The organism is Roseovarius sp. MMSF_3298 (genome assembly GCF_030733705.1).
Lineage (GTDB): Bacteria > Pseudomonadota > Alphaproteobacteria > Rhodobacterales > Rhodobacteraceae > Roseovarius > Roseovarius confluentis.
The window spans coordinates 116,117-134,558 of record NZ_JASHIN010000007.1 but is presented as its reverse complement, the minus strand read 5'-3'; the positions used below and the strand labels follow the sequence as shown (position 1 = coordinate 134,558).

Below are 18,442 nucleotides of genomic sequence, written 5' to 3'. Positions count from 1 at the left end.
ATTGCTCACGATCAGCACATAAAAATTTCCGCGTAACGGTTTTTGCTTACTGATCTGATCCCCGCAAACTGGACCGTCTGAAGCTGGAGTTTTCCGCTATGATTCCCTGGCTGGGAGAGGAGCGGAATCGCATGAAGGCATCGAAGTTTTCGGTCGCGCAGAAAGCATTCATCATCAAGTACGGCGAGGAAGGCACGCTGGCGTCTGAGATCTGCCGCAAGACAGGCATCAGCCAGGCGACCGATTTCAACTGGAAGAAGAAGTATTCCAACATTCAAGCGTTTTGTTCTGTATGATCGACGCCGCCGACACGTTCTCTCGCAGGCAACCAGCGTAACTTGGCTACCAGTCTGAATTTCCAACCTTCCAGCCAATTCCCCTTCAGCGGCATGAACCAACTGCTAATTGACCTGCTTGGATACCTTGGAAGGATGTTCTTCAAGCCGTCGGGGTACCCGCGACGAGGTAGCCCAGCTCATTCGTGCGGCACGCAAATCACCAAGGACGCGATACCTCGCGAAGTTCATTCTAACGGCCCTGTACACTGGATCCCGAAAATCTATGATCCTCGGCCTCGGTTTCATTCTTCACTTTTATGGTGGCTATGTGGGTTTCCGAACCGCAAAGCTTCACCGCAAGGGGAATGCCCAAAAGCAGACCAAGAAGAATGCGCCGACCATTCCGATTCCGGATCGGCTGCTCCGCCATTTCTAGTGGTGGCAAAAGAATGGTGCGAAATGGGTTGTCGAGATCGAAGGACATCGCGTTGCAGGCATAAAGAACGATTGGGAAACCATGGGACGCCGGAGGTCACGCCTCACACATTGCGACACACCGCGATCACCTGGGCCATGCAGGGCGGTGCGAATGCCTGGCACGTATCAGGCTTCTTCGGCGTAACGATGGACACGCTCGAGAAGTATTACGCGCACCACCATCCGGACTACGTTAAGACAGCTGTCAACGTGGCCAACAACATGGGCAAATCATGCGTCTCCTACGGGCAGGTCAACGCTGCGCGTCACGCCAGCCTGCCTCCTATCGAGAAGCGGCAGACGCCACCATAAGACCAGGTCAGTGTCGCATTTCTGGGACGCGTCCCAGATAAAAACATATCCTAAAAAACTTAAGGGCCCCTCGAGGCCCTTATTTTATTGGTCGGAGTGAGAGGATTCGAACCTCCGGCCCCTGCCTCCCGAAGACAGTGCTCTACCAGGCTGAGCTACACTCCGACCGTGAGACAGCCGATTACAGAAGCCGCATTTCCTTTGCAAGGGCGGAATCGCGTGGTGGGCTCTCATCGGCTTGCCGGAGCCGTTTGCAAGAGCGCTCACAACCTTCCGCCTTTATGGGCCTATCGCCTTAGAACACCATAAGGCAGGAAACATGCCGCGAAGCATTCAGCAGGTCGATTACGTGCCGTTCTTGCTTTTGCGTCGCCGCGTAGACCCTGTAATGCGACAAGCACGCCCGCCAAAGAAGCAGGATATCCGGCTCCAATTCCGGGCGATACTCCCGCGTATCGATCAAAGACCGTCGGACAGCGCGGCGACGATTGCATCGCCCATTTCGCTGGTCGTCACCGGCTGTACGCCTTCCTCACCCAGAAGGTCCGCCGTGCGCAGGCCATCGGCCAGAACTTTCTCGACCGCGGCTTCAAGGCGTGTAGCCTCGTCGCCTTGATCGAAGCTGTACCGCAGCGCCATCGCAAAGCTGAGGATACAGGCAATCGGGTTCGCCTTGCCCTGCCCCGCGATATCGGGCGCCGAACCGTGCACGGGCTCGTAAAGCGCCTTGGGCCGACCATTGGCCATCGGCGCCCCGAGGCTGGCCGAAGGCAGCATCCCAAGGCTGCCCGTCAGCATCGCGGCGGCATCCGACAGCATGTCGCCAAAGAGATTGTCGGTGACGATCACATCGAACTGCTTGGGCCAGCGGCAAAGCTGCATCGCGCCCGCATCGGCGTACATATGGCTCAGCTCGACATCCGGATAATCCTCGTCATGCACCTTCTGGACCACTTCGCGCCACAGGATGCCCGACTCCATGACGTTGGCCTTCTCCATCGAACAGACCTTGTTCGACCGCCGCCGCGCAAGTTCGAAGGCCGACCGCGCGACGCGGTCGATCTCGGATTCGGTGTAGCGTTGGGTGTTGATACCGACCCGCTCGTTGCCTTCCTGAATGATGCCGCGCGGCTCACCAAAATAGATGCCGCTTGTCAGCTCGCGCACGATGACAATGTCGAGCCCTGCAACGACATCTTTCTTCAGGCTGGAAAAATCCGCCAAGGCGTCAAAGCACTGTGCCGGGCGCAGGTTGGAATAAAGATCCATCTCCTTGCGCAGCCGCAACAGGCCGCGCTCCGGCTTGACCGAGAAATCCAAGTTGTCGTATTTCGGTCCGCCGACCGCGCCCAAAAGCACCGCATCAACAGATTGCGCCTTTTCCATCGTGTCGTCATGCAGCGGCGTGCCGTGCTTGTCATAGGCCGCGCCGCCGACAAGATCCTCGCTTACGTCAAACGCCATGCCGCGGTTGGATCCGAACCAGTCGATCACCTTACGGACTTCGACCATGACCTCGGGGCCGATCCCGTCGCCGGGCAGAATAAGAAGCGAGGGGGTACTCATGCGCGATCCTTTCGAAACTCTCTTTTCCATCGCCTAGCCTGAGCCGCGGGAAGGGTCAAGAAAGGTAAGGCTTCAATCCCGTTGCAAGAGCCTGCCAAACCACGGCAATCCTTGGTGTGTGTCGCAGCGCCTGATGGGTGGCGAGCCAGACTGGAAGGCTTGGCAGATCGATATCGAAATCGAGATCCTCGACATCATCGTGAAGCTTGCCCAGCGCCTTCATGCCAAATCCGATACCGCATCCCGCGCGGACCAGTTCCCAACCCACCGTGTGGCTGTCGCATCGAAAGGCAAACATCTCGCGCGAGGCGGGCATGTCACGTTCCTGCATGCCGCGAATGATCTCCTCGTTCCGGTCATAGCCGATCAGAGGATGGTCATAGAGGTCCTTGAAGGTGCGCGGTCGTCCTGCGCTGTGCAGGTAGGCGCGGGAAGCAAACAGGCCAAGCGGGAAATCCCCAAGGTGGCGCGCCACCAGCTCGAGCTGTTCCGGGCGATACATGCGCACCGCGATATCGGCCTCGCGGAACAAAAGGTTTTCGGTGCTGTCCGAAGGCATGAGGTCAATGCTGATTCCGGGATGCTCGGCCCTCAGCCGCGCCAGGATCGGCGGCAGAATATAGACCGACACCGTCTCGCTTGCGGTAATTCGCACCGCGCCGGCGGCCTGTGTCTGTTGCCCGGCAGCGGTAAGCTCGATCTCGACCATGGCGCGATGCATTGCGCGTGCGGGTTCCAGCAAGGATTGGCCGCTTTCGGTCAGATCCAGGCCCTTTGCTTTGCGGTGGAACAGAACTTGGCCAAGCTGCTCTTCCAGCTGTCGGACTTGGCGTCCAAGCGTCGGTTGGCTGGCCCCCAACAGCCGGGCCGCGGCGGAAAGCGATCCCTTTTCCGCCACCGCAAGGAACGCGCGGACGAGCGACCAATCCAGATCTGACATGCGGCTTACCATTCATAAATGAATATCTTATGAGCAACATTTGGCAATTCCTATTCCCGCTCAATTATCTAACGTGGCGTAAATCATCGTCGCGCGAGGGATGAACAGATGCAGAAAACCGTTCTTATTTTGGGTGCCACGGGGCGATTCGGGCGCCACGCCACCGACGCGTTCTGGAATGCCGGCTGGACGGTGCGTTTATTCAACCGCGCGCAGGACGACCTGACGACCGCGGCACGGGGTGCCGATATCATCGTGGTCGCGTGGAACCCGCCGTATCACCTCTGGAAAGATCAAGTCCCCCTGCTTCACGCCAAGGTGCAGGCTGCCGCGCGGGCTTCTGGCGCTGCGGTGGTCTTGCCGGGAAATGTCTATGTCTACCCGCCCGACGCCAAGGCACCGTGGAGCGAAGGGACAAACCACGCCGCGCCCACGCCGTTGGGGCGCATCCGACAGGAAGTGGAACAGGGCTACCGTGACAGCGGCGTGCAGACGATCCTTCTGCGCGCGGGTGATTTCATTGACACTGAACCGACAGGCGGCTGGTTCGACAGGGTTCTGATGTCGCGCTTTGACCGGGGACAGATTCTTTACCCCGGTGATCCCGATGCGCTGCATGCCTGGGCCTTTCTACCCGACCTTGCGCGAGTGGCCGAACACCTTGCGCGGCAGAAGCTCCGCCTGGGAAGTTACGAGGAAGTCATATTTCCGGGATACAGCGTGACGGGCAGGCAAATTGCCGATCTTCTGTCGCAAATTTCACGCCGCAAGATCATGGTGCGACGGATGTCATGGATACCGCTTCGGCTGGTTGCACCGGTCTGGCCCATGGCAAAGGGCTTGCTGGAGATGCGCTATCTTTGGGACACTCCCCACAGCTTGCGGTCCAAGCGCCTGTCGGAGCTTTGCCCAACCTATCGCGATACCGATGTGGAAGATGCGCTCCGCCAGGCTGCCGCGCCATGGTTGAGCCGCGTCCGACACGCGCGCTGCGCTCAGTTCTGTCACTTCACCAAAAGGTCGACCCAAACCAGCCTGTGACGGCTTGCTTCCGCGATGTCCGTCTCGGTGTCGTGCGCCACTATCCCGCTGTCCAGGATTTCCAGCTCGGCGGATGGCAGGACATAGCTGACCCGAAGCGATCCAGGCACGGGCGCAGGCCAGTCCACCGTGTCAAGGCGCGGGTCGCCCGTATGGGCCTCGCCCTGTCTCAAGCCGCCGCTACGCATCGGCGTCGGATCCCGGAGCCGGTCATCCGAAAGAAGGCGCCGGATTGCCTCTTTCCGCCCTTCGCCGTCAACTGGGTCGAGGTTGGCGTCGCCGGCTAGAACGAAGGGCGCGTCGGGTGCCTGATCCAGCCTGCCATCGAGATAGTGAAGCCAAAAGACAATCTCGTCATGGTTCCTGCGTCCGTTCCGATCTTCCGACCCGTCAAACACCGGCGGGCTGGCGTGAAAGGTCAGAACTCGCAGGGTCGTGTCGCCGACCTGGATCGGGACGTCCCAATGCGCCACGGTTGAAAGGCGCTGAATCGCGGCGACATCTTTTGGCAATAGCGGTGTACCATCCTTCAACGTCAACTGCGCATCAGGCGTGTCACGCCAAAGGTAGCCACTGAAGTCACGCACCTTGCCGGTCAGGATGGGGAACCGCGACAGCACCGCCATACCACCCTGTCCTGCGAACTCTCCGTAGCCTTGTGCGTCCCTGGCACGGCCCAGCCGTCCGTCTCCGTCAAGGTCCAGCCCCGTCACCATTCCAGCGTTTGGGCGCAGGGCAAAGATATAACGCAGATTGAGACCGTGATGGGCAATTCTGTCACTCAGCGCCCGCAAGGCGGCCAAGTCATGGTCATAGTCGATATCTTGAAGCGCGATGATATCCGGCTGCGCCTGCGCGATGACCCGTGCGACAGCCTCCGCCTGCGGATCTTCCTCGGACAGGATATCGCGCAGCAAAAGTCCCGGACCATTCCGGGCCAGCTCGGTGTTGAATGTTGCGATGCGAACCAGCGTTTCTGCCATCGCGGGCCAAGCGCCAAGGGACCCGATCAGAATGCCGGCGATCAGGCGTTCTGCAATTCCTCGGCCTCGGCCTTGGCGTAGACGCGCCGACGCTTTTCCTCGATCAACTCGGCCACACGCATAAGGGCGATGCCACGCATCAAGATGCTTGCAGGAAGAAGGGCCCATACGGTCATCATCCAGATCAATGTTTGCTCGCTCTGGAACGACACCGGCTCGATCACCAGCGATGCCGCCTTCACGATCGCTGGAATCAAGAATGGCAGCAAAGCTCCTAACACAATGTTAAGACCTGAATCGCGCCGTAGCCGATCCACGATGTCGCCCCCGCGCGTGGGATCGAAAAGCGGCAGGTTCACCCATACGTTGAACGCGCCGTTGCGCATCGGCCACCCCAGAAGCCGCACCAGCGTGACGAAGACCAGTATCATGATCAGCGACACGCTGTAGGCGACGCCTGCCGCGATCCGCACGCTATTGGCAAGCTCCAACGTCGCGTCTGGCGGCAACATCAGCACGACAAGACGCACCGGCGAGAACGGAAAATCCATCGCATTGCCGATTGCCTGGGCGAAATAGGTGATGATCAGCGTGATCGGGCTCGGCTCGATCTTGCCGCGCGCGATCAGCGACAGCATGACAACCACCAAGACCAGCGCCAGGAACTTCAACCGGTTGAACGGTGGGGCGAACCGGAACTCGACAATGCTCGGGTAACGGCCAAAATACTCGATGAACGTCAGAAACGAGAAGAGCAGCGCGATCACCACGACGATCTGTGCCGTGTCCGTCGCGACCGACGGCAGCACAAGTGCCGGTGTTGCCACCAGCAAAGCCACGAGTATTGCACGCGTCAGCGCGCTAATGATCTGCGAAACCACTGCCCGGTTCCCTTCCAACTGGCCTGACCCGGTTCGATGCCGTGCCATTGTTCCAACTTGGGTCCGTCGATTATGACGGCTTGCCTCATTCTTGCCCAATTTTTGCCTTCTTTCACCATCCGGCTCAAGATACCAAGTCTTTAGAGTTAGAATTTCCGGCGATTTGATGGTAATTGTGGTGCCAGATTGCATCAATTTGCTGCCCGGTTTGAGGCGCTGTGGTGTTCACACCCTACATGTAGGGGTATCTCGCTAACCCCCCACAATAATTGATTAATATAAGTTGTGGTTTTAATTAATGTTTTAAGAACTGGATTGCGCCGGCCACTCAATGCCGCCGGCGCACTGCTGTCAGTTCGGGATCAGACCCAAGGGCGTTCCGTCGCAGCCTTCGATTCGAACGCATCGATAGACGCGGCCTTTTCCATTGTCAGACCGATATCATCAAGCCCATTCAGCAGGCAGTGCTTGCGCCAGGGGTCCACTTCGAATCCGATCGTGCCACCATCCGGGCCGGTGATTTCCTGATTTTCCAAATCCACGGTCAGCACCGCGTTCGCCCCACGCTCCGCGTCATCCATCAGCTTTTCCACCTCTTCCTGCGGCAGGACGATGGGCAGGATGCCGTTCTTGAAGCAGTTGTTATAGAAGATGTCGGCGAAGCTGGTGGAGATCACGCAACGGATACCGAAATCGAGCAGCGCCCAAGGGGCGTGCTCCCGGCTCGAGCCACAGCCGAAATTATCGCCGGCCACGATGATCTTGGCCTCGCGATACGCGGGCTGGTTGAGAACGAAATCCGGGATCTCGTTGCCATTGTCGTCATACCGCATCTCGTCGAACAGGTTCACCCCCAGCCCCGACCGCTTGATCGTCTTTAGGAACTGCTTGGGAATGATCATGTCGGTGTCGATGTTGACCAGCGGCATCGGCGCCGCGACGCCTGTCAGTTTCACGAATTTTTCCATTAGTTCATCTCCCGGATGTCGGTCAGCTTGCCGGTCACCGCCGCCGCCGCGGCCATCGCCGGGCTCATCAGGTGCGTGCGCCCGCCGCGGCCCTGCCGGCCCTCGAAGTTACGGTTGGACGTCGCGGCGCACCGTTCCCCGGGCTGCAACTGGTCCGGGTTCATCGCCAGGCACATGGAACAGCCCGCAAGCCGCCATTCAAAGCCCGCTTCTGTAAATATCTCGGCCAGACCTTCCTCCTCGGCCTGCGCCCGTACAAGGCCCGAGCCCGGCACGACCATCGCCCGCTTCACCTTGATCTTCTTGCCTTTCAGGATCTCGGCGGCAGCGCGCAGGTCTTCGATCCGACCGTTGGTGCAGGAGCCGATGAAGACCGTGTCGATCTCGATATCCTTCAGCTTCTGACCCGCTTTGAGACCCATGTATTCCAGCGCGCGCTTGGCTGCCTCGGTTTTGCCGCCACTGAAGCTCTCGGGCGTGGGCACCTCGGCGTCAATCGGCAGTACGTCCTCGGGGCTGGTACCCCAAGTCACGACCGGCGCGATATCCTCGCCCTTGATGGTGATCACCTTGTCCCAATGCGCGTCGTCATCGGAATACAAAGTCTTCCACCAGGCCAGCGCCGCCTCCCACTGCGCGCCTTTCGGCGCGTGAGGACGGCCCTTGATGTATTCAAAGGTCTTTTCGTCCGGCGCGATAAGGCCAGCGCGGGCGCCGCCCTCGATCGCCATGTTGCAGACGGTCATTCGTCCTTCCATCGAGAGGTCGCGAATCGCTTCGCCGCAATATTCGATCACGTACCCTGTGCCGCCCGCCGTTCCGGTCAGGCCGATCACCGACAGCGTAATGTCCTTGGCGGTCACACCGGCAGGCAACTTGCCCGTGATCTCGACCTTCATGTTCTTCGACTTGGTCTGGATCAGTGTCTGGGTCGCCAGAACGTGCTCGACCTCCGACGTGCCGATCCCGTGCGCCAGCGCACCGAACGCGCCATGGGTCGCCGTGTGGCTGTCGCCGCAAACCACGGTCATGCCCGGCAAGGTCCAGCCTTGTTCCGGGCCGACGATGTGAACGATCCCCTGCCGCACGTCGCTGACCGGGTAATAATGGATGCCGAAATCCTTGGCGTTCTTGTCGAGCGCGGCCACCTGGATGCGGCTGTCCTCCGGCATGGCTTCGGGATTGTCGCGGCCCTCGGTGGTCGGGACGTTGTGGTCCGGCACGGCAATTGTCTTGTCCGGCGCACGCACCTTGCGGTTCGCCATACGCAGCCCTTCAAAGGCCTGCGGACTGGTCACTTCGTGTACCAGGTGCCGGTCGATATAAAGCAGGCTGGTGCCATCCTCGGCCTCATGTGCCAGGTGGGCATCCCAGATCTTGTCATAGAGTGTCTTGGGGGACATTGGTCCTCTCCCGTCGTGTCAGTGAAATCTCAAAATGGCAGGTATCGGCACCGCCCTATAGGCGCGCCAGAACCGTGCAGGCCGCACCGAAAAAACGCCAAGGCAGGCGCGCACGATCGTCCATGTCGAAAACCCGTATCATGAATGTCAGATACAACCCCGCTCCGAGTCTATCAAGGGCACAACGAAACAGTGGTCCGAACCGTCCCTTCCTCTGGCCGTAAATTTCCCGGGGATTCGGTTGAAGCCGCGCTTCAACCCTGGGGGCTGGCCCCAATTCACCAAACCTGCGCGGCGCAGCCGCTCCTTCCGATCGCGCCTCAGTCCGGGGCCAGCATGTACCCTTCGCCACGCACCGTCTGCAAATAGCGCGGCTGTTTCGGGTCGGCCTCGATCTTGCGCCGCAACCGGGTGATCTGAACATCCACCGCGCGTTCCTGCGCCTGCCCCTTGTCGCGCCCCAGATCCTCGACCAGCTTGGTGCGGCTGACCGGCTCGCGCAGGTTCTCGGCGAAGATGCGCATCAGCTGAACCTCGGTCGCCGTCAGCCGGACAAGGTCTTCTCCGCGCATCAGTTCCGACCGTTCGATATCGAATCGCACCGGCCCCATGCTCAGCACCTTCGGTGCGGTATGCTCCGGCAGGGGTTCAGGCATCCGGCGCAAGATCGCGTTGATCCGCAACAGCAATTCCTTGGGCTCGAACGGCTTGGCAAGATAGTCGTCCGCTCCGGCCTCCAGCCCCGCGATGCGCTCGTCGGTCTCGCCCTTGGCGGTCAGCAAAAGGATGGGAGTCTCTATCGTCTCACGCAGCGACCGCGTCAGCGTCACGCCATCTTCGCCCGGCATCATCACGTCCATCACGATCAGGTCGAATTCAAGCCCCGACAACACGCGGCGCGCATGGCTTGCGTCCCGCGCGACCGAGACCAGAAACCCATTGCGCGCAAGGAACTTGCGCAGAAGATCGCGGATGCGCTCGTCGTCATCGACGATCAGCAGGTGCGGCGCCGGATCGTTCATGTATCTGCCTCCCGGATCGCATGGTACTTCCGCCGCATATCCGGGTCCATCATTGCTTCCAGCACCTGCCGGAATCCCGCCACGGCCTCGGGGCCCGCCTTGCGATAGGCCGCCCGCATCCGGGCCCTTTGCGCATCGGACAAGGTCTGTTCCAGTCCGCGCCCCTTGTCCGTGAGGGTCAGGTGCCGTTCCCGCCGGTCCGTCTTGCCTTGCTGGCTTTCGACAAGTCCATCCTCGATCAACGTCCGCAGCACCCGGTTCAAGGATTGCTTCGTGACGCCCAGTATCCCCAATAGGTTGTTCACGGTCGTGCCGGGACGACGCGCGATGAAGTGCAGCGCGCGGTGATGTGCTCGGCCATAGGCCATCGTGGCAAGAATACGGTCCGGGTCGGCGGTGAACCCGCGATAGGCAAAGAACATTGCCTCGATCCCCTGGCGCAGCTGTTCATCCGTCAGAAACAGCAGGTTTTCGCCGCTATGCACCTCGGCCATGTTCGTCCTCCCGTCGCCTTGGCTGTCAAGATACGTCAGCCTTGTTGACATTCCAAGATCAAACTGGTAGCGAATCGCAGTTTATGCGCAATTTTATGTCCACTTCGGACGTTTCTAGCGCAACAAATGAAAAGAGTCTGGGCTGAGGAGGCGAAAATGGCAGCGTATGACGATCGCGACGGCAAGATCTGGATGGATGGCAAACTGGTCGAATGGCGGGACGCGAATGTGCATATCCTGACCCACGGCCTGCACTATGCCAGTTCCGTGTTCGAAGGCGAGCGGTGCTACAACGGCAAGATCTTTGAGAGCCGCAAGCACTCGGAACGTCTGCATTATTCTGCCGGGCAACTGGATTTCGAGATCCCCTATACAGTGGACGAGATCGAAGCCGCCAAAATGGAAGTACTGCAAGCCAACGGGTTCGAGAACGCCTATGTCCGCGCGGTCGCGTGGCGCGGCGCGGGCGAGGATATGGGCGTCGCATCGGCTCGTAATCCCGTTCGCCTGGCCATCGCCGCCTGGGAATGGGGCGCCTATTACGGTGACGCCAAGATGAAGGGTGCCAAGCTCGATATCTCCAAGTGGAAGCGGCCCAGCCCCGAAACTATCCCCAGCCACGCCAAGGCGGCCGGTCTTTACATGATCTGCACCCTTTCGAAACACGCCGCCGAGGCGAAGGGCTGTTCGGACGCCATGATGTTCGACTATCGCGGCTACGTGGCCGAGGCGACGGGCGCCAACATGTTCTTCGTCAAGGACGGCGAGGTGCATACGCCCGATCCCGATTGCTTTTTGAACGGGATCACGCGCCAGACGGTCATCGGGATGCTGAAGGACCGCCAGGTCAAGGTGCACGAGCGGCACATCATGCCCGAGGAACTGGAAGGTTTCGAGCAATGCTGGCTGACCGGCACCGCCGCCGAGGTCACGCCCGTGGGCCAGATCGGTGATTACAATTTCGAGGTCGGCGCGCTGACTCGCGACATCGCGGAAAGCTACGAAAAACTGGTGCGCGCTTAGGTCTTGGCCTTCGCGTCGCAGACGACCGCATGAGCGTACGCACCGCAATTTCGGCCGCAGGCCTGGCTGACGGTGCGACGCTGTCGTTTCACCATCACCTGCGGAACGGCGACGACCTGATGCGCGAGGTCCTGCAGATCTGCGCCGAAGAGGGCCTGCGCAACCTGCACATCGCGCCCTCTTCGCTCTTTCCCTGCCATGCGGCACTGATCCCTTTCGTGAAAGACGGCACCGTTACACGGATCACCACATCCTACATGAACGGGCCTCTCGCCGAGGCGGTACAGCGCGGCCTTCTGCTTCATCCGGTCCGTCTGCAAACCCATGGCGGGCGGGCTGAGGCCATTGCCTCAGGCCGACTGAAAATCGACGCGGCGTTCATCGCCACTCCGGCGGTGGACGCCAAACGCAACCTCGGCGGCGCCGCCGGCCCGAACGCGTGCGGCCCGCTGGGATACGCAATGGTCGATGCCGCCCATGCCGGCTTTGTCACGGCGGTCACCGATCATTATGTCCATGACCTGCCACGGGTTTGCATCCCGGCCGAGCAGGTCGATCTCGTGGTCACCGTCGACAGCATTGGTGATGCGCAGCAGGTGGCCTCTGGTACGACCGCCCGTGCGCCGTCTGCCAAGGGTCAGGCCATCGCCAACCTGACTGCCCGCCTCATTGCATGCAGCGGCCTTCTGAAAGATGGGTTCAGTTTCCAGACCGGCGCTGGCGCGACATCTCTTGCAGTCGCACGCAGCCTGGCGCCCGTCATGGCCGGACGCGGCGTGGTTGGCGACTTCGCGGCGGGCGGCATCACCGGGCCACTGGTGCAAATGCTGCATTCCGGACTCTTCCGCCGTTTGCTCGACGTTCAGGCCTTCGACGGAGCCGCCGTGACCTCCTATGCCAATGACACCGCGCATCACGCGATGTCCGCGTGGGACTACGCGAGCCCTGCCAATCCCGACAGCGCGGCCTCCCGGCTTGACGTGATGATCCTCGGCGCGGCAGAGGTCGACATGAATTTCAACGTCAACGTGACCTGCACCAGCGACGGGCGGATCATCGGCGGATCGGGCGGCCATGCCGACACCGCTGCGGGCGCGAAGCTGGCCATCGTGACAACCCCGCTTTGCGCCGGCGGATTTCCCAAGCTGGTCGAACGCCTGACCTGTCTCACCACGCCGGGCAACACCATCGGCGCCGTGGTTACGGAAGAAGGCATCGCCATTTCCCCTGCCGCCCCGGAACTGGCGCGGGCCGCGAAGAGCGCCGGGTTGCCGCTGTCATCGCTCGACGAGCTGCGCCACAAGGCCGAAGCGCAGGCCACGCAACGTGCAGCGCCGAAATTTGCGGACCGGGTTATTGCCGAATGCGAAGCGCCGGACGGCAAAGTTATAGATCACGTGCGCGCGCTTGTACCTTGAGCAAAAGAAAAGCCGGGCAAGCAGGCCCGGCTTCTCCTAAAGTTATCGTCAGGTTCAGCCCGGACTCAGCCCGCGCAGACGCTCGGACCGGCGGCGCAACAGCTCCACCGTCGTCAGCAGCAGGATCGAGATCGTCACGAGGATCGTCGCCGCCGCAAGAATGGTGGGCGAGATCTGTTCGCGCAGGCCGGTAAACATCTGCCACGGCAGCGTCTGCTGCTGCGCCGAGCCGACGAACAGCACCACGACCACCTCGTCAAAGGACGTGATGAAGGCAAAGAGCCCGCCAGAGATCACCCCCGGCAATATCAGCGGCATTTGAACCCGGAAGAACGTCGTCACCGGGTTCGCGCCCATGTTGGCCGAGGCCCGTGTCAGCGAGCGGTCAAAGCCAACAAGTGTTGCCGTCACCGTGATGATCACGAACGGCACGCCCAGTGCCGCGTGCGCCAGGATAACCTTCACATAGCCCACGAACGCTTGGTCGAGGCCAAGATTCGCCTCCAGCCAGTTGCCCAGCGGCGCGTAGAAGAAGAACATGCCGGTGGCCGAGATGATCAGCGGCACGATCATCGGCGAGATCAGGATTGCCATGATCGCCTGTCGCCCGGGAACGTGGCTTTGGGAAAGGCCGATGGCAGCCAATGTGCCGAGGCTTACCGAAATGAACGTGGCGAAAGGCGCGATGATCAGCGAGTTCTTCAGCGGCGTCATCCACTCGTCGGTGCCCAGGAAGTCGCGGTAGTGCTTCAGCGAATAGCCCTCGGCCTGGAAATTCAACATCTCGGGCGTGAAGGTAAAGAAGTTCTCGGCATTGAAGCTGAGCCACATCACGGGGATCAGCGGTGCGATCAGGAAGAAGAACACGAAGCCGCAGATGAAAAGGAACGTATTGTGCCAGAGAACCTGCCCGGGAGTGTAGTAAATGGGCACGTTCTTGCGATAATCGCCGGTGTCGAGCCAGTAGGCGAACCAACTGAGCACCGCGCCGATGATGACACCGGAAATCGCCGCGCCAAGACCGCCGGCAAGAAAGCCCGCGACAGCGAAAGCCGCGATTATACCCCAACGGGTTTGAGTGCGCTGGCCCGACATCTGATGCGCCAGCGCCGCGATACCCGCCCCGATCACCGCGCCGACCAGCGCGCCAAGCCACGGCTGGCCGTAAACATTACCCGCGACAAAGCCGAACATGGCGCCCAGAACCGCCGTCAGCGGCAAAGTGAACCCGGTCAGCGGCGGGCGCGGAATGGTGACTGTGTAGCCATCGTCTTGATCGGTCATGACCTAGCCCCCCAACTTGACGTTATCGATGCCCACGATCCTGTCGTAGCACCAGTAGAGCACCAGCACGACGACCAGCAGGATCGTTCCCAGCGCGGCCGCCAGACCCCAGTTCAGCGAGCTGGAAATGTGGTAAGCGATCCGGTTCGAGATGAAGACACCGTCGGTGCCGCCCACGATCTCGGGCGTGATGTAGTACCCGATCGACAGGATGAACACGAGGATCGAGCCCGCGCCGATGCCCGGCACCGATTGCGGGAAATAGACCCGCCAGAAGGCCGTGACGTTCGTCGCGCCCAGCGATTTCGCCGCACGAAGGTAAGATGGCGGGATTGTCTTCATCACCGAGTAGAGCGGCAGGATCATGAACGGCAACAGGATATGCGTCATGGCGATGATCGTGCCCGTCGCGTTGTTCATCAAGATTAATCGGTTCGCGTCATCCACGAAGCCAAGCCAGACGAGGATCTCGTTGATCACGCCCTGTTGCTGCAACAGCACCTTCCACGCGGAGGTCCGTACCAGCAGTGAGGTCCAGAAGGGCAACAGAACAAGGATCATCAGCACGTTCGCCGTGCGCAGCGGCAAATTGGCGAGGATCCACGCCACCGGATAGCCCAGCAGGATACAGCTGCCGGTGATGACCAGCGACATGTAAAGCGTGCGCATGAACAGCTTGATGTAGATCTGCTGGTTCTCGGGCCGTGCCTCGACCCCGTCGAAACCAAGCTGGTAATCTGCGGCGTTCAGGAAGTAGCCCGATGTGTAGGGCGACTTGTAAACGTTGATCGTTTTCCAAGTCTGCGGGTTGCCCCAGCCCTCATCGATCTCGAGGAACGATTCCTTGAAATTCTGTTGCGGCTGATCGGCCAGCATCTCCTGCGCAGCGCGAAGTTCCTCGGCGCCAAAGCCATTGTAGGAGGACACGTCGGCACCGGCCTGCAGTTCTTCGATCAGGGCAATCTTCACAGATTCCCACGGCTCTTCCTCGGCCACCACGTCTTCTTCGGCGATGGCCGTAAAAACCGCGAAGCTGGCGTATTCATAGGCCGTTCGCGGGAGAAGCGCGGAAATTTCCGCGCCGGGCAGGAAGCCGGTGCCGCCTGTGAACGCGTCGCCCGTCAGGGCTCGCAACCGGGCACGGGCACGGTCCAGCACGTCCTGGTCGGTGTTCTCGGCATTCTCACCGCCGCGCATCAGGTCGAACCAGAACGCCTCATTATCCCAAGTGTCCTCGGCCAGATCCTCGAGCGCGTCGATCTGGTCTTCGCCAATCTCATCAAGGTCGCGCCCGACGGAGCGGAACTGCGAGGACAGGCCGGTTTGTTCGTAGTTCAGGCGCGTGCCCAGCTTGGTGTGTTCCTTCGCCTCGGAGGCGAGGAACAGGTCATAATAAAGCGCCTCGTAGACGGGCTCGTCCGGCAGGTCGCTTGCATTCGGATCCCACTCGGAAATCACGCTGACCGTCTGCGGCAGCGTGTCCGGTACAATCGTGTTGTCGACCGAACGCAACAGCATTGAAACGATGGGAACGATAAAGGTAACCAGAACGAAGATCAGAAGCGGGGCGATCAGCAGCAGCGCCCGCATCTTCTGGCGGCGTAAGGTGCGCGAAAGACTTTTCTTGAGCGGTGTGCCGTCTGCGGCCAGAACCGGGCCGCTGTCGTTGCTGTCCGCAATGCGTAGCCCATCATCTGGCGTGGGCGCCGCCTTGCCGGTCGTGGCGTCAGTCACATCGCTCATAAAGTCCCCGTCGGCAGATTGTTGATTTGTTTTTCTTATCGGTGTGGAAGGGCCGCGCGCGGCCCTTCCAGGTAGCTTCAAGCGGACCGCTTATTGCGCCAGCCACGCCTGGAATTTGGCGTCGATGTCGTCGCGGTAGTCAGCCCAGAACTCGTAGTTGTAGAGGAACGTGTTCTCGGCGTTGTCCGGGTCGGTCGGCATGTGCGGAGCCATGTCGATACCCAGTTCCGCGTGCTGACCCACCAGCGGTGCCGAGGAGGCACGGGCCGGACCGTACGAGATGTACTTGGCCTGGTCGGCCAGACGCTGCGTGTCGGTCGCGAACATGATGAAGTCCTTGGCGCGGGCCAGGCGATCCTCGGGCAGGCCCTCGGGGATGATCCAGCCGTCCAGGTCAAAGACCTGCGCGTCCCACATCATGCCGATCGGCTGATCCTGTTCTTCGATCGCGGCAAACAGGCGACCGTTGTAGGTCGAGCCCATGAAGACTTCGCCATCAGCCAGAAGCTGCGGCGTGTCGGCACCGGCGGACCACCAGATCACGTCGTCCTTGATGGTTGCCAGCTTGTCCAACGCCTGTTGCTGACCTTCAGCGGTGGCCAGAACGTCGTAGACTTCTTCTTTCGGTACGCCGTCACACAGCAGCGCCCATTCGACGTTGTTGATCGGGCGCTTCTCCAGCGCGCGCTTGCCCGGGTAGGTTTCCAGGTCGAACACGTCGCAGATGTCGTTGGGCGCTTCCACGCCTTCCGGAACCATGTCGGTGCGATAGCCGAAGGTGGTCGAATAGACGATCTGCGGGATGAAGCAGTCACCGACCAGCAGTTCACCGAAGTCTTCCTCGGCCGAGGTTCCGTCGGGTGCCGCGGCCAGGTCTTCCTCGGGGTCGATTTCCATCGCCAGGCCTTCGTCGCACAGGCGCAGCGCGTCAGCGGCCACGACGTCGACGACGTCCCAGGTGATGTTCCCGGCCTCGTCCATCGCGCGCAGCTTGGCCACGGCCTCGTTTGAGCTTTCGTCCCAGATCACTTCCAGGCCTTCGTTCATTTCCTGGTAGGGGTCGGTATACGCGTTCTTCTGGCTCGCCTGATAGGCGCCGCCCCAGGACACGACGGTCATCGAGTCGGCCATTTCCTGTGCGTGAGCCGACGCGGCTGCAACCGTCAGTGCGGTTGTGGCCATGAGTGTTTTCGTCAGTTTCATGTCATACTCCCAAAAGTACTCCCGTTTACCTTTCGAGCCCCATGTCACGGGAACAACATGCGGACCTCGTTCTATCCGGGCTAGCTCAGAGGCCCGCCCGAATGCCTTAAACTCCTAGTTCGCATCCAGTGCGCGGCAATCTTCGGGCAGCCAGCCGATCTCGATCGTCTCACCCGGCTTGAGCCGCGTCTGGTCCGGCGCGTTCCGCGACTTGATCACGAAATTGTCGTTGCCCGCCACGCTGAGACGCGTGCGGAAGATGTCACCCATATAGATGAATTCCAGCACTTCGGCCTTGATCGTATGAGTGCCTTCCTTGAGGCGCTTCTTGTCGAATTCGACACGTTCAGGCCGGATCGAGACGCGGGTACGTTCGCCTACTTCGCTGACGTTGACCGGCTTGCAATCGATGATTCCACCATCGTCCAGCTGCACCTGCGCGAGACCGCCCTGGATCTCCTTGACGGTGCCTTCCAGCGTGTTGTTCTCGCCGATGAACTGCGCGACGAAGCTGTTCTGCGGGCTTTCGTACAGCTCGTCCGGTGGCGCAAGCTGCTGGATGCGGCCATCGTCGAACACCGCGACGCGGTCCGACATTGTCAGTGCCTCGGTCTGGTCGTGGGTCACGTAGACCGTGGTGATGCCAAGATCATGCGCCAGATTGGTGATCTCGAACTGCATGTGCTCACGCAATTGTTTGTCGAGTGCGCCCAGCGGTTCGTCCATAAGCACCAGCTCGGGCTCGAACACCAGAGCGCGGGCCAGCGCGATCCGCTGTTGCTGACCGCCCGAAAGCTGAGCCGGACGTCGGCCACCGAAGTCGCCCATCTGCACCATGTCCAGCGCCCGCTTGACCTTGGCCTCGCGGTCGGACTTGCCGATCTTGCGCACTTCCAGCGGGAAAGACAGGTTCTCGGCCACGGTCATGTGAGGAAATAGGGCGTAGTTCTGGAACACCATGCCGATGCCACGCTTGTGCGGCGGGATATCGTTGATGGAAACGCCATCAAGCAGAATGCGGCCGTGGGTGGCGGTCTCAAACCCCGCCAGCATCATCAGGCAGGTGGTCTTGCCCGACCCGGACGGCCCGAGCATGGTCAGGAACTCGCCCTTGGGCATGGAAAGGTTCAGATCCTTCACGACAAGCGTCTCGCCGTCGTAGCTTTTCTGAACGCGATCAAATGCGACGAACGCATCGCTCGCTTGCGCTTCGGTCAAGAGTGTCTCCCCATCGTTTTTGTCCGCGGTTTCCCCGCGCTTTGCTTGGAATAAAGCTAGTTTCCGCCGCTGATGCAAGCAGACTCATAAACTCATCCGGCTCGATATACGCTTGAAGGCAAATCGCCTGCATCTGCCCAGTAAAAAGTCACTTTTCCCGTGTTTCACGCTGTATCGCGTCGAACGAC

At 60.6% G+C, this 18,442-nt stretch carries 15 protein-coding genes, 1 tRNA gene and 1 pseudogene; 4 read left to right on the top strand and 13 right to left on the bottom strand.

The genetic code is table 11. The annotated features are described in order from the left end of the window. Window positions 1-131 precede the first annotated feature (131 nt). Window positions 132-275, top strand: a pseudogene (locus RBB18_RS08730) (transposase); the annotation flags it as partial. A gap of 880 nt (window positions 276-1,155) precedes the next feature. On the opposite strand, the gene RBB18_RS08725 reads toward RBB18_RS08730, so the two are convergent. From RBB18_RS08725 to RBB18_RS08715, 3 genes are all read right to left on the bottom strand, one after another. After that, a tRNA-Pro gene (locus RBB18_RS08725) sits at window positions 1,156-1,232 on the bottom strand. A gap of 294 nt (window positions 1,233-1,526) precedes the next feature. Then, the gene (gene leuB, locus RBB18_RS08720; protein WP_103763621.1) at window positions 1,527-2,633 is read right to left on the bottom strand and encodes a 3-isopropylmalate dehydrogenase; all 1,107 of its coding nucleotides are present in this window, start codon (window positions 2,631-2,633) and stop codon (window positions 1,527-1,529) included. A 55-nt stretch (window positions 2,634-2,688) separates the two neighbouring features. Beyond that, window positions 2,689-3,573, bottom strand: a complete 885-nt coding sequence (locus tag RBB18_RS08715; protein ID WP_245890493.1) for a LysR family transcriptional regulator — start codon at window positions 3,571-3,573, stop codon at window positions 2,689-2,691. A gap of 108 nt (window positions 3,574-3,681) precedes the next feature. On the opposite strand from RBB18_RS08715, the gene RBB18_RS08710 reads away from it, so the two are divergent. Further along, the gene (locus RBB18_RS08710) at window positions 3,682-4,614 is read left to right on the top strand and encodes an epimerase (RefSeq protein WP_306110889.1); all 933 of its coding nucleotides are present in this window, start codon (window positions 3,682-3,684) and stop codon (window positions 4,612-4,614) included. Here the strand turns inward: RBB18_RS08710 and RBB18_RS08705 are convergent. The 6 genes from RBB18_RS08705 to RBB18_RS08680 all read right to left on the bottom strand — a co-directional run bounded on the left by RBB18_RS08705 (window position 4,578) and on the right by RBB18_RS08680 (window position 10,365). Then, on the bottom strand, window positions 4,578-5,597 hold the full coding sequence (locus RBB18_RS08705; protein WP_306110888.1) for an endonuclease/exonuclease/phosphatase family protein: 1,020 nt from the start codon (window positions 5,595-5,597) through the stop codon (window positions 4,578-4,580). The two genes, RBB18_RS08710 and RBB18_RS08705, sit on opposite strands and share 37 nt — an antisense overlap. 41 nt (window positions 5,598-5,638) lie before the next feature. After that, a complete protein-coding gene (locus RBB18_RS08700; protein WP_306110887.1) occupies window positions 5,639-6,478 on the bottom strand; it encodes a hypothetical protein in 840 nt (279 codons plus the stop codon). A gap of 362 nt (window positions 6,479-6,840) precedes the next feature. Beyond that, window positions 6,841-7,446: a 3-isopropylmalate dehydratase small subunit gene (gene leuD / locus RBB18_RS08695; RefSeq protein ID WP_103763625.1), complete on the bottom strand. Its 606-nt coding sequence runs from the start codon at window positions 7,444-7,446 to the stop codon at window positions 6,841-6,843. Then, a complete protein-coding gene (gene leuC, locus RBB18_RS08690; protein WP_306110886.1) occupies window positions 7,446-8,849 on the bottom strand; it encodes a 3-isopropylmalate dehydratase large subunit in 1,404 nt (467 codons plus the stop codon). The genes leuD and leuC overlap by 1 nt, the downstream gene beginning before the upstream one ends. A gap of 320 nt (window positions 8,850-9,169) precedes the next feature. Then, window positions 9,170-9,871, bottom strand: coding sequence for a response regulator (locus RBB18_RS08685; RefSeq protein WP_103763628.1), 702 nt, complete (start codon window positions 9,869-9,871; stop codon window positions 9,170-9,172). After that, window positions 9,868-10,365 (bottom strand): MarR family winged helix-turn-helix transcriptional regulator, encoded by a 498-nt coding sequence (locus tag RBB18_RS08680; RefSeq protein WP_103763629.1) that lies wholly within the window; start codon window positions 10,363-10,365, stop codon window positions 9,868-9,870. Before RBB18_RS08680 ends, RBB18_RS08685 begins: the two co-directional genes overlap by 4 nt. Before the next feature lie 156 nt (window positions 10,366-10,521). Between RBB18_RS08680 and RBB18_RS08675 the strand changes: the two genes are divergently transcribed. Both RBB18_RS08675 and RBB18_RS08670 read left to right on the top strand, forming a co-directional pair. Then, a complete protein-coding gene (locus RBB18_RS08675; RefSeq protein WP_103763692.1) occupies window positions 10,522-11,388 on the top strand; it encodes a branched-chain amino acid aminotransferase in 867 nt (288 codons plus the stop codon). A gap of 29 nt (window positions 11,389-11,417) precedes the next feature. Further along, complete coding sequence (locus RBB18_RS08670) at window positions 11,418-12,806, top strand: citrate lyase subunit alpha (protein WP_306110885.1); 1,389 nt, start codon at window positions 11,418-11,420, stop codon at window positions 12,804-12,806. A gap of 54 nt (window positions 12,807-12,860) precedes the next feature. Here the strand turns inward: RBB18_RS08670 and RBB18_RS08665 are convergent, their stop codons facing one another. From RBB18_RS08665 to RBB18_RS08650, 4 genes are all read right to left on the bottom strand, one after another. Continuing rightward, complete coding sequence (locus tag RBB18_RS08665) at window positions 12,861-14,090, bottom strand: ABC transporter permease (RefSeq protein ID WP_103763631.1); 1,230 nt, start codon at window positions 14,088-14,090, stop codon at window positions 12,861-12,863. A 3-nt stretch (window positions 14,091-14,093) separates the two neighbouring features. Further along, the gene (locus RBB18_RS08660; protein ID WP_211286150.1) at window positions 14,094-15,833 is read right to left on the bottom strand and encodes an ABC transporter permease; all 1,740 of its coding nucleotides are present in this window, start codon (window positions 15,831-15,833) and stop codon (window positions 14,094-14,096) included. Window positions 15,834-15,923: 90 nt separating this feature from the next. Then, entirely contained in the window at window positions 15,924-17,036 is a 1,113-nt protein-coding gene (locus RBB18_RS08655; protein ID WP_274593628.1) for an extracellular solute-binding protein, read from the bottom strand. Between the two features lie 114 nt (window positions 17,037-17,150). Continuing rightward, on the bottom strand, window positions 17,151-18,254 hold the full coding sequence (locus tag RBB18_RS08650; RefSeq protein WP_103763633.1) for an ABC transporter ATP-binding protein: 1,104 nt from the start codon (window positions 18,252-18,254) through the stop codon (window positions 17,151-17,153). Window positions 18,255-18,442: the final 188 nt, after the last annotated feature.

Bases quoted from the DNA above. Each gene is read 5' to 3' on its own strand.
- leuB (WP_103763621.1), bottom strand. From the start codon at position 2,633: ATGAGTACCCCCTCGCTTCTTATTCTGCCCGGCGACGGGATCGGCCCC.
- RBB18_RS08715 (WP_245890493.1), bottom strand. From the start codon at position 3,573: ATGTCAGATCTGGATTGGTCGCTCGTCCGCGCGTTCCTTGCGGTGGCG.
- RBB18_RS08710 (WP_306110889.1), top strand. From the start codon at position 3,682: ATGCAGAAAACCGTTCTTATTTTGGGTGCCACGGGGCGATTCGGGCGC.
- RBB18_RS08705 (WP_306110888.1), bottom strand. From the start codon at position 5,597: ATGGCAGAAACGCTGGTTCGCATCGCAACATTCAACACCGAGCTGGCC.
- leuD (WP_103763625.1), bottom strand. From the start codon at position 7,446: ATGGAAAAATTCGTGAAACTGACAGGCGTCGCGGCGCCGATGCCGCTG.
- leuC (WP_306110886.1), bottom strand. From the start codon at position 8,849: ATGTCCCCCAAGACACTCTATGACAAGATCTGGGATGCCCACCTGGCA.
- RBB18_RS08685 (WP_103763628.1), bottom strand. From the start codon at position 9,871: ATGAACGATCCGGCGCCGCACCTGCTGATCGTCGATGACGACGAGCGC.
- RBB18_RS08680 (WP_103763629.1), bottom strand. From the start codon at position 10,365: ATGGCCGAGGTGCATAGCGGCGAAAACCTGCTGTTTCTGACGGATGAA.
- RBB18_RS08675 (WP_103763692.1), top strand. From the start codon at position 10,522: ATGGCAGCGTATGACGATCGCGACGGCAAGATCTGGATGGATGGCAAA.
- RBB18_RS08670 (WP_306110885.1), top strand. From the start codon at position 11,418: ATGAGCGTACGCACCGCAATTTCGGCCGCAGGCCTGGCTGACGGTGCG.
- RBB18_RS08665 (WP_103763631.1), bottom strand. From the start codon at position 14,090: ATGACCGATCAAGACGATGGCTACACAGTCACCATTCCGCGCCCGCCG.
- RBB18_RS08660 (WP_211286150.1), bottom strand. From the start codon at position 15,833: ATGAGCGATGTGACTGACGCCACGACCGGCAAGGCGGCGCCCACGCCA.
- RBB18_RS08655 (WP_274593628.1), bottom strand. From the start codon at position 17,036: ATGAAACTGACGAAAACACTCATGGCCACAACCGCACTGACGGTTGCA.